Genomic DNA, 11145 nt, shown 5'->3' with positions numbered 1-11145 from the left:
GCGGTCTCAAAGCCTTATATATACTTGCTTGCAAGTTTTAGGACGGGTCTATTGGTCAAGGCCAAAATATCCAGATTGGGGACATTAACAATCTTGAGTTGAATGATGAGGCGATTCGGATAATCGGTCATCAGATTTTCGAGAGACTTCGTGAACAATCTACAGCCGCTTCAATTTCGCAAGATAGCGATCGCCTTACTCGTTTGCAGGGACTTCGGCAAGAATCTAGAGCGCGTTGTATCGAAAGATGGTTAGCCGCAAAAGTTAGTGAGGAGGTTGCTGAAGAATTTGCTGACAATCCTGAAATTGGAAATATACCTCCCGACATCCAGTTAATTCCTGGCAAACTTTTCCTTATAACAGGAGCAATGGGAGCAGGGAAATCGCTCGTTGCAGAGCGTTTATTCCAAAACATGATTGAACAAGCCGTTCAGGATGCAGATGCACCTGTGTCTGTTTATCTCGAATCATGGCAATGGCGTGATTCGAGACCACTACAAAAAGCAGTAGAAAATGCGGCTAAAGGGATTGGAAATCCAAAAACTCAGGGTGCAGTTGTCATTATCAACGCTACGGATGAGAATATCAGTTCGGTAAGTGATTTATTGTCTGAGGTGCGATTTCTTGTCAGAGCGTGGCCAAATACAACCATAGTGATAACAAGCCGATCGCTGCGAACCTTGGATGAAGCACAAGAGATTATTCAAGTTCCAGTTCCAGAACTTACCGTCAATCAAACCTGTACATTAATCAGTCGATTGTCAGGACAAATAATTACAGAATACACAGTCTCCCAATGGTCACCATCACTACAAAGTGTTATCAAGCTGCCTTTATTTGCGCTTCTAGTGGCAGATTATCTGAGGGTTCAAAACATTAGAGTCCCTCAATCTACAGGAGAGTTGCTCAACAACCTAATTGAACGTTCACTGGGTCAGGAAACTGCTGATCGAGAAAGTGCAAATCGGGTTCTTCAAAATTTGGCTATTCGATGCATACAATACGGTGGCGAACCAGTTCACTTTACTGAGTTTATTTCATCAAGAGCAGAACTTCAGCCGATTTTGGCATCTCGGTTGGTGATTGAACGACATGGAAAAATTGGGTTTGCGTTGCCAATTCTAAATGAATGGTTTGCAGCACAAAGTTTGGTGGCTGGTAATCCCGATCCGGAGCTACTAGTACAAGATGCTGAACAACTTGGCTCCTGGCGATACGCTCTCATTATGGCGATCGCGACTTCTGGGCATGAACAGGTGTCTAGATTCCTTACTCCAATTGTTAAAACCCATCCTGCTTTTGCGGCTGAAATTGTAAGTGAAGCATTAGCCGGCCGATTCATTGATATGCCACCTCCACCCTGGAAAATTTGTGGGCAAAGGATCAGGGAAGCTATGCAAGCCTGGGTAATGGGAATTAATCAACCACTCCGTCAGCCTCTCGCCCAGTTCATTGCACCTGTAGGTGAAAATTGCTCCGTTTGGACAATAGGTGTTAGATCAGAAGAAGCAAAACTAACTGTAGGTTGGTATCAAGAAAACGAAGAGGTGGAGAATGTTGTCGAGTTGTCCCAATTACTTCAAGCAAGAAATTTTGTATCGATTCGATCCGTTGAAAGCCCACGTTTTCATAGAGAGTCTGCTTTAGTTAAATGGCTCGGACCACAACCTGCTTGGACTTGGTTATGGACATTGGATGAATTGGTTGCTTCCTTCTCTAAATTTTTACAGAAGCGAGGTTTGCCAATTGATTATGGATTATTTGCTTGTGAGTCGCTTTGGAAGTTAGCGCGTTCAGTGCTTTCGTGTTCCAGAAAAACCTCTTTTCGCTACTTCTCCCCTCATAGAGCTATTCCTCTTGATATTCTTGAAGCGGTTCTTTGCGAGTTTGATCCGAATATTCAATACTTTAGCTTCAACGGTGTAACAACCATATATAGAAAAGACTTAGATCACTTGACAATGAGGGTTGCCCAACTGCAAACACTCGGCAAAACTCAACTTGATCCTCCTTGGGGAGATCCCGCTCCATATTCGGTCGAAGAGTTTCCTTGGAAATACTATACTCCTGAGCAAATTAAAACCTATGCAGAGTATGTATATTTGGAAGCATTAAATGGGTATCAGTACACTGTTAAGATGTGGTTCCCTAAATTTGCTGATAGGTTAAAACTCTCGGTTTTAATGCCGGTTCACCTTGTTGGCTCGCTTGCATTCTCAAAGCGACAGTCGCCCTCACTATTTGGTGGTTTGTAGTCGTAGAGAGGAGTATGAGAAAGTCGTTCGAGGACAATGGCAAAAAAATGTTCAGCAAGAGTCCGAAAATATCTTACCAAGGCATTGATTGCTGGATTAATATTTGGTACATATAAGGGGTTAGTTACTGGACTCAGTAGTGGACTAATTGTTAAGTTATGGTTTGGAAGATGTAGCGTTCAACATTTAATCCTACGTATTATTCTATCGTGTAGCAAGTTAATCCCCTGGAACTATGCCCGTTTTCTTGACTACTGCACCGAGCGCCTTTTCCTCCAACGCATCGGTGGACGCTATCGCTTTATCCACAGGTTACTACAAGAACATTTCGCCGCAATGCCATTGGAAAAATAACCGAGTTCTAAAAGCTTTATAAAGCCTTCAATTTAGGAGAAAATTCTAATAGTCGTAATCAGAGTAAATTTAAATGCACGTTATTAGCCGCAGGATTTTGCGGGAGTTTTGTGAAGCACACGCAGATTCCTGCGATGCACTTTATGATTGGTATAGGGTGACAACTAAAGCCGAATGGAAAAATCTGGTTGAAGTTCAGGCTATTTATCCAAAAGCAGAAGCTGTCGGTAACTTCACTGTATTTAATATTAAAGGAAACAACTACCGTTTGATTGTTGATATTGTTTACGAAGCTCAAAGAATCTATATTAAATATGTCCTAACTCACGCCGAATATGATAAGGATAAATGGAAAAATGACCCGTACTTTTAATCCTGAATCTTACGGTAAATTGCTAGCCGAGTATCAGCCAAAAATAATTACTACAGAAGAAGAAAACGAACAAGCGATCGCACTTGCCCAAAACTTAGAACATCGTCCCAATCGTACACCAGAAGAAGAGATGCTGTTAGAACTGTTGGTGACATTAATTGAGAAGTTTGAAGAAACCCATTACCCAATCCCCCAAGGTACGCCCCATTCGATGTTAATGCATCTGATGGACGCACGCGATATTACGACCGAAGCATTAGCTGAGGTAATTGGTTCATTGGAAGTTGCTTTGCAAATTATCAATGGCGATCGCACCATTAGTAAAACTCAAGCAAAAGCGCTTGCAGACTATTTTCATGTAGATGTCAGTTTATTTACCTAGCTGATTTACAAAAATTGAACAAGGCGAGTATGGATAAGTAAATTCACTGTTTTATCGTCTAAAATAAAACTAAAAAACTCCGATAAATGGCAAACCCCAGTAACCTCAACGACATTATTCAACGCATTCTCAACGGAAATCAAAACGATGACGATGTTGAAGCTTTGCGTCAGTGGTTAAACAGTGGTGGTAGCCAAAATTTGCAAGTAGGTAAGTACAACGTTAATATTGGACAGGGACAAGATATTCATATTGGCGATCGCACTTACCAAGGACTTGATGCCGAAGCAATTCGAGAAGTTGCTCGTGCTGTAATTCAGGGTTCTAACACCGCAGATATCCGGGAAGTTGTTCGCTCTATCCTCAAAGAAGAGTTTCAGAACTTGGCTCAACGAGAAAATCCTCAAAGTAGTTCGCGCAAAACCATTTTAGTGCTAGCCGCCAGCCCCACGAATGAAGCGAGATTGCGCTTAGACAAACAGATGCGAGAAATTGATGAGGGTTTGCGAAGGGCACAGCAGCGAGAAAAATTTACTTTGCAGCAACGTTGGGCAGTTCGTCCCGATGATTTACGTCGTGCTTTGTTAGATTTTAACCCAGAGATTGTTCACTTTTGCGGGCATGGTTCAGGAGATGATGGATTATTTCTGGAAAATGATGCAGGGTTAGCGCAACTTATCCCAACTGAAGCTTTAGCAAATTTATTCAAACGATTTGCTGCGCGAGGACTTGAATGTGTTGTTCTCAACGCTTGCTATTCGGAGATTCAAGCTTCGGCGATCGCCGAACACATTGATTATGTAGTCGGTATGAATAGTCAGATAGGAGACGATGCAGCGATTAAGTTTGCAGTTGGTTTTTATGATGAACTAGGGGCTGGTTGGTCGTATGAGGATGCTTATAACGGTGGTTGTGATGCGATCGCTCTGCAAGGAATCCCAGAAGAACATACCCCAGTCTTCAAAAATCTAAAAAAAAAGTCCAATTAAGGGCAACAAATCCGGTTGATGACTTAGTGCAACAAGTGCGATCGCGTCTCCAGATAGAGTTGGCGCTAAGTTAGAGTAGATTGTTGATTTTGCTCAATAGTTTAGACGCGGTGACGGGGGAAACTCTTCAGCAAATTGCTAAGGAAATCAAGCAGTTTGCCCATGTTGCTCAAACACATTAGACGATTTATCATACTACTTTGTTGCCAAGCCCGATGAAAGTCTGGGTATGGTACAGCCTGAGCAAAACTATATAAAGTTTCGTATTCACCAACTTTGAATAGATTAGTTAATGCCAGATGGTTGCCAGGGGAAATTATTGCTAAACTTTTAGCAGATGTTATGAGGGTCTTTTTATCTTTTGTCGTTTTAATGATATTAGCTAATACCTGAATCGCGTCTGAATTATCAAAGCCAAACTCTTCTAAATCTTTGATAGCTCTTTGTCGAGCATCCTCATTTACAGTAGTTTTGATGATATTAATTAATGTATCAACAACTTCTTTGCTTTTGGGATTGATTTTTCCAATACGTCTAGCAGCTTCTAATCTAATATATCCACCTTCATTGGGAACAAGAGTATGAATTCGTATTACCCCTCTAGGTTTTGTGCTACGAGCAAAGTATTCATCTTTAGTTGTATTGATACGTTTAATTAATTTTTCGATTGCTTGCGGATCATTAGAGTCAATCTCAGGGATTAACTGATAAGTTCCCTCTGTTCTTTGTCCTTCGTAAAGGATTGCTTTTGCTTCATTGCTAGTTTGAAGAATTTCTTCTATCTCTTTCAAGCTACCGTCAGCTTCCCGACGGATATCCTCTACTTTTTGTAAATTGCTAGTAGAATCATCAATTCTTCCTAAACTTTCGGCAGCTATCAGACGGGTAAATGGGTGTTGAGACTTTGTAATTATGTCTGACAATTTTGTGATAGCCTTGGAGTGAGCAACACCAACCTCTCCTAAAATACTTACAGCCAGCCAGTACTTTGGGTTCGGCTTTTCAAAATATACACGACGCTTAACAATCCAAGTTACGCCTCTACTTTCTTTTTCAAGATAGTCAGATTTATCTATTTCATTAATGGAATTTATAAGTGCAATCGTTTTATAAATTGCATCTTCTTGATGAACACTGTCTCGTAAAGCAATTTTAGCACCTTCGATGATGGGCAATAGTTTATCAGAAATTGGCAGAAGGCTCCATTCAAGCAGTTTCTGTATTATTTGATTTGCGTCAAAGTTTTGCAACTCAGCAATGCCAGTAACCGCGAGAAAATAGGACTGGTATTGATAGTAGCCTTGCCATCCATCTTTGAAGCTTATAAGAGCTTCAATAAAAGTTTCTTTTAACTTTTTTGAGTCTTCTTGTGATTCTTGAAAAATTGTTTTTTGCCCTAACCATAATAAAATTGGCTCCTTCCATTTTGAATCAAAAACCCGATAAGTGCCTAATCTAGGATTTTGTTGATTATGATCAAGAAAAAATTTCCAATCATTGATTGAACATACAGCAAAATATTCCTCAAATGTAGGATGAAAGAAGGCATAAACAGGTTTGTTTTTATCATCTACACCTACATTATTTAGCCAGCCTAATTTTCGTGCTATGAAAAATGGCGAATTTTCCTTATTCGGGTCATCTAAATACTTGATCACAAACTCCTCTCGTAGTCGAAACCCTTCCTTATCAATCGCCTCCTTCGCTAATTCTCCTAATTTTGCATTCAACTTTTTTTGTTGATCCTCTGTCACTGCTTGCAACCATACCTCTAACAAATATGATTCCAGTTCACGCGATCGCAAATCAGCTAAAGACACCCAAATCACAACCGACTGCCCCATCTCTGCCAATACCCATTGAGCAATCTGCTGCAACAGCGTCGTTTTCCCCGCCCCCGGTTCGCCAATAATTGCAATGCGTCTTCCCTGACTTTTGGGGCTTTGTCTATCTCTAAGTACCTGCTCTAGAAACTGCTGATGTTCAAACTTTTGAGTAATTTTCGTTTCTGAGTAAAGTTCCGAACCCTGCTCTGGTGAAACATCCTCGCATCGCACAGGTGGCTCTTTACGCTCCACCAGTCCCAATGGCACATACACCTGCTCTGTCTGATATGTAATTTTGCGCTGTGTTAGCGGGTTTGTGGTGAGTTGCTGCTTGGACAGCCTAGCTTTACTGATATTGTGCCAGTCGATTTCTAATTGTCGCGTGTTCTGGGACAATACCTCCTGGAATATGCTGCGAATAGTCTGTGCGTCGGCTCCTTGATAAACCTTATCGCCGATATGAATATCCTTCCCCTCACCAATACTGACGTTGTACTTCCCCAACTGCACAACATTTTGACCACTGCTTGCTTTGAGGGATTGACGCAATATCGCAACATCCCCCTCATCTCCACAGCCGTCGAGAATGCGGTCAAGTATAGAAACTAACTCATCAGAGCGAGTCATTTATGATCCTTTCCTAGCTAGTCGAAGCTTCAAAAACTCCAAAGGGTGTAAGAGAAAAGGCAAAGTTAAGAAAGGTTCTAAGAAGTCAATTTTTCAGGTTTTGGTGTGCCTTATTATAGCAGACGGCGGTAGTCTACTATCCTACCCGCCCCAGTAAAGCAATTGAGACTTCTGGATTCTTCTTTAACGCTAGTCGCAGCCGCGATCGCATTTAGACAAAATTACAAAATATAATCTTTAAGCGTTCGCTTCTTCCCACGAGAAGAATAATTGAGAATGTATCGCTAAGATGCAGAAACCACCCATGCCGAAAAACTGGATTATTAAAGTAGACAACTATTTCCATGCAAACCCCAATTGCATCATCGCCACCGCCCATGTGGACACGTTTCCCACAAACCTACCCCTAGAACCCAACATCCGGGAACCTAACCGCAAAAGTGCGACATACCGACAAATCTTTGACTCTGTGACGACTCAACCAGAAAAATTCTTCTCTCGTCACAGTGGAATCGTTCTGTCAGCCAATAAAGTTAAACCTAGCAAAAACAAAACCGAACTGGAGTTAGAAGTCTTAGAAGCTAGCGAGGGGGGTAGCGATGGCATTATCAATGGAGGTCACACAGTTTTAGCTTTTGAAAGTGCTAAAAATTACAAATATGACCTCAGCCTTGCCAGAGTCAAAGTTACCATCCACATCGGCCTCCAGGAAGAGGAGGCTAAAGATATAGCCCTCGCCTCAAATACCACATCGCCAGTGGATTCTCGCTCCAAAGTCAACGCCAGGGGAGATTACAAATTTATCAAGCAGTATTTAGCCCAGTTAGAAAGAGCAGAAGATAGAAAATTTAGAATAGCCTATTACCAAAATCAAAGCGGCGCTCCTAGAAATGCTCAGTGTAATGTTAACCACTTGTTCAAGCTGATCAACTGCCTCGACAGAAATAGATACAATCCCGACGGCAATAAACGAAGCAAGCACCCTACAGGTACGAACACCCCAAGCCAAATCACAGACACTGAGAGGGAAAGATTAACTCTTCTATTGCCTCTACTTCCCAAAGCTCTGTGGATTGAGCAAAGACTGTACGAAATCATCCAAGAACATATCAGCAACCCCAGAAGAAAGGGTGTCAACGACTTAGCATCAATTGATACACGCAAAACTACCCTTCTCCCCGACAGCAAGTACTCGTTTGGGTTTGGTGCGCCAACTGACCTCGCACTACCCATAATTGCATCCTATCGGGTATTCCTAGACCAAGACTATAACTGGATTATTCCTTTTGACGAATTCGCCGAAAACTTTCTCCAACACCTCTGGGTTAACTATTACCGTAAATACTTGATATCGGAGAAAACAGCAGGAAATACAGTGGGGACTAAAATTTGTCGCAATCAAGAAATTTGGGAAAGTCTGTACATTTCGGCCCAAAGTTATTTAAACCAGCATTTGGTGAAAATTGTCAATTCCGCCAAGCGTGAAGAATTAACGCTCACACAAGGCTAAAATCTCCACTAAATAATTACAGCAGATTTCAAGTCAGGTGAACTACACCAAGTGTTCTGCTGCGGGGACACCTGGTGCTTTCAAGCATAGAAGAAAGGCGCAGGCGAATTTATTCTCTACGAGACGCTGCGCGTTAAGCGTAGCTATGCCGCAGGCTTTACGCCGTCCCCATTCTTCAATTCCCATGCTTAAGTTAACGGTAGTTCAGCACCGGAGTCTTCTCCAAAAAGCCAATCGCTATCATTATCAGCATTACCTTCGCCATCCACTTGAAGATTTAAAGAAGGCACCAGCTGTTCAATTTGGCTTTCAAGGCGGGAGATCGCCAGCACCAAGGAAGCAAGTTGCTCCCTATCCTTTTTAATTTCATTTGAAATTCCCACCCGCAATTGATTTACCCTTTCCTGGAGGGTATGCACTTCCGTTTTGGTCGCAGAAGGAATACTCACTTTCTCTGACAGGGCGGCGATTTGAGCTTTCAAAGCTTCAATTTCAGCAGCAGTTGCACTATCTGCATCATCCGGACTCTCTTCAGAGAGTGCATTTCTAATACAATCCAACACAAACTCCTTAAAAGTTAAGCGCAAATCCTCAGCACGCTGCTTGGCCTGCTTCACCAACTCCCGGTCTTCTTCTGAGAGAAGTTTTATATTTATCTGCGGATATTCCACCAGTCCCTCGCACTTTTGTTGTGGAAAAGTGATTTCTAACCAGTTCTTTAACCATTTGCTTCGAGTCTAATATTTACTCACTCCCCCTACCTCTCTATCTCCCACTACCATCATCGCATACGGGATATCCGCGTATATACGATATAGATGATTTTATATGGGCAATTGGATCGTGTCTGGGAAACAACTATCATAAAGATACCGGGAATTATAGTTCTCGGCATCATAATTATCAGTGGGGGTTGGGGATTTATCTTATGGAAAATTTACCTGTATTAAGCGTGGAATCACTTGCTGTGGAGGTGGTGACTCTACCGTTTGATGAAGCCCGGGTTGCGCTTGTGGATTATTATTTTCCCAACCGCCAGAGAATTAATTCGACGGAGCAGCTAATTGAGCTATGGGTGCATTCTGTCACTATTAAAAGCGACCAAACGCGACGGGCATATCGGCAAATTGGTTATGAGCTTGCCGATTATATGCAGTCGCGGTTTGGGATATCTGATTTGAGGATGGTGACGTTATTCCATCTACACGCAAATCTTGCTTGGCTAAAGGATGAAAAGCCAGTACGGGGACAGAAAAATACTTATGGAATTAGTAAAAATACTGCGGCTAAATACACGGCGGCGATTAAAAGTTTGTGGGAGTGGGGTACTAGAGCTTCTATTGGTTATTTTGCTATCGACTTGGGCAAGGACTTAAGTATCCAATGGGACGATAAGCTCGCAGAGCGCATTCTCTCGGAACGCGAGATTGCTAAGTTGGAAAAAGCGGCGATTGAAGTAGATTTGCAACACAACACTAATAAGATGCATTGGCTGCTGTTGACTCTCGTCTTTTACAGTGGGGTGAGGGCGGGAGAAATTGCGCGGCAAACTTCTGATTATGGTAAGCGCATAGTTACACCGGGGTTATTTTGGCGGCAGTTTCGGGAGGATGGAGATTGTCTGTTATTAACTGTGACGGGGAAACGAAATAAAACCAGAACCATTAGTCTCGATCCGGAGACGAGTGCAGTGCTACTGGATTACCGTGGCGATGCCAGCAATGATCAGCCGGTGTTTCCCAGTCCCAGTCGGCGGGATAGGGGTAAACCTCTAAGCGATCGGGGATTGCGGTTGATGATGGCGGAAATTTCTGCTTTTGCGGGAATTAAGTTCAGCGCCCACTTTCTGCGCCACACTCATGCGACGCTGGCTAAAAAAAATGGAGCTTCTGATTTTGACTTGCAAGCAGATTTGGGCCATGCTTCCCCGGCGACGACTGCAAAGTACATTCACCACGTTGGGCGTGTTGGGACTTCTCACGCACTGCGTAAAAAAAGCAAACATCGGTAAAAAAGCGTAGGCGTTCGCGTAGCGTTCCGCAGGAAAGCCCGCCGTTCGCATAGCGTCTCGCTCCAGAAGGCATCGCCTCCGGCGGGGATACTGTTGGCGAAAGTGTTACAAACGCACGGACAAAAGTGTTACAACTCAAAGCCGCAACTACAGATTGAAGGTTTGAGCTTACGTAATACTTAATAAGACAATAATGTATTACATTCGCCAACAGTATCCGGCGGGCGGGTACGCCATCGCACTCATGCGCTCCAAAATGATACTGTCAAGGTAGTTATCAAGATGGATGACGCGCTTATTCGGTCGCGTCCAGTCCCGGTTAACCTAGATAGTACCTAGACATGAGCCAAACAGGGAAAAACAAGAAACTGGCATCTTTTAACTGTGACCAAAAGATGTGGGAGCAGTTTATCGCCCGTTGCCGGGAGAAAGGCACGACGGCAACAGCCACGCTGACCCAATTTATCGAACTCTACCTAGATGATATAGATAACCTTGATGCAATTGGTGGCGATAATTTAGATAAACGCTTGGACTCTAAGATTAAGGCAAGTGTTGAGGAGTACTTAGTTAATGGTAATAATAGTAACAGCAGTCCTACGAATGAAACGATATTAGCTATTTGCTCACGACTTGATAAGCTGGAGTCACAGTTTTCAAGTGAATCTAATAGCAACGAAACCACAGCAATCCATAATCTCGCCGATTTATCAGAAAAAGTGGAGGGGATAACAGCCCGAATGACACAGTTTACTGAGGCGATTAAGTAAGTCGACGCGAAAAAACTAAACTATGTAAAGATAAATAAATACGGAGAA

Annotated in this window: 10 protein-coding genes; 8 read left to right on the top strand and 2 right to left on the bottom strand. The window is 42.6% G+C overall.

The features are described 5' to 3' along the window. Positions 1–98: 98 nt before the first annotated feature. From RMY63_RS40175 to RMY63_RS40155, 5 genes are all read left to right on the top strand, one after another. On the top strand, positions 99–2255 hold the full coding sequence (locus RMY63_RS40175; protein ID WP_322734008.1) for a hypothetical protein: 2157 nt from the start codon (positions 99–101) through the stop codon (positions 2253–2255). A gap of 36 nt (positions 2256–2291) precedes the next feature. Beyond that, positions 2292–2609: a hypothetical protein gene (locus RMY63_RS40170; protein WP_322734007.1), complete on the top strand. Its 318-nt coding sequence runs from the start codon at positions 2292–2294 to the stop codon at positions 2607–2609. A gap of 73 nt (positions 2610–2682) precedes the next feature. Continuing rightward, complete coding sequence (locus RMY63_RS40165) at positions 2683–2982, top strand: type II toxin-antitoxin system HigB family toxin (RefSeq protein WP_322734006.1); 300 nt, start codon at positions 2683–2685, stop codon at positions 2980–2982. Beyond that, entirely contained in the window at positions 2966–3364 is a 399-nt protein-coding gene (locus tag RMY63_RS40160; RefSeq protein ID WP_322734005.1) for a transcriptional regulator, read from the top strand. The genes RMY63_RS40165 and RMY63_RS40160 overlap by 17 nt, the downstream gene beginning before the upstream one ends. 86 nt (positions 3365–3450) lie before the next feature. After that, positions 3451–4353 carry a CHAT domain-containing protein gene (locus RMY63_RS40155; protein WP_322734004.1) on the top strand — a complete coding sequence of 301 codons (903 nt, stop codon included), beginning with the start codon at positions 3451–3453 and terminating at the stop codon, positions 4351–4353. A 101-nt stretch (positions 4354–4454) separates the two neighbouring features. Here the strand turns inward: RMY63_RS40155 and RMY63_RS40150 are convergent, their stop codons facing one another. Then, positions 4455–6806 (bottom strand): hypothetical protein, encoded by a 2352-nt coding sequence (locus RMY63_RS40150; protein ID WP_322734003.1) that lies wholly within the window; start codon positions 6804–6806, stop codon positions 4455–4457. A gap of 304 nt (positions 6807–7110) precedes the next feature. Between RMY63_RS40150 and RMY63_RS40145 the strand changes: the two genes are divergently transcribed. Further along, on the top strand, positions 7111–8316 hold the full coding sequence (locus RMY63_RS40145) for an AIPR family protein (protein ID WP_322734009.1): 1206 nt from the start codon (positions 7111–7113) through the stop codon (positions 8314–8316). Between the two features lie 188 nt (positions 8317–8504). Here the strand turns inward: RMY63_RS40145 and RMY63_RS40140 are convergent, their stop codons facing one another. After that, on the bottom strand, positions 8505–8987 hold the full coding sequence (locus tag RMY63_RS40140) for a hypothetical protein (RefSeq protein WP_322734002.1): 483 nt from the start codon (positions 8985–8987) through the stop codon (positions 8505–8507). 257 nt (positions 8988–9244) lie between these two features. Between RMY63_RS40140 and RMY63_RS40135 the strand changes: the two genes are divergently transcribed. Both RMY63_RS40135 and RMY63_RS40130 read left to right on the top strand, forming a co-directional pair. After that, positions 9245–10327 carry a site-specific integrase gene (locus RMY63_RS40135; protein ID WP_322734001.1) on the top strand — a complete coding sequence of 361 codons (1083 nt, stop codon included), beginning with the start codon at positions 9245–9247 and terminating at the stop codon, positions 10325–10327. 341 nt (positions 10328–10668) lie between these two features. Next, positions 10669–11097 carry a hypothetical protein gene (locus tag RMY63_RS40130; protein WP_322734000.1) on the top strand — a complete coding sequence of 143 codons (429 nt, stop codon included), beginning with the start codon at positions 10669–10671 and terminating at the stop codon, positions 11095–11097. Positions 11098–11145: the final 48 nt, after the last annotated feature.

Origin of the sequence: Nostoc sp. ChiQUE01b, from assembly GCF_034531255.1 — a bacterium.
GTDB lineage: Bacteria > Cyanobacteriota > Cyanobacteriia > Cyanobacteriales > Nostocaceae > Nostoc.
This window is presented reverse-complemented; position numbering and strand designations above follow the sequence as displayed.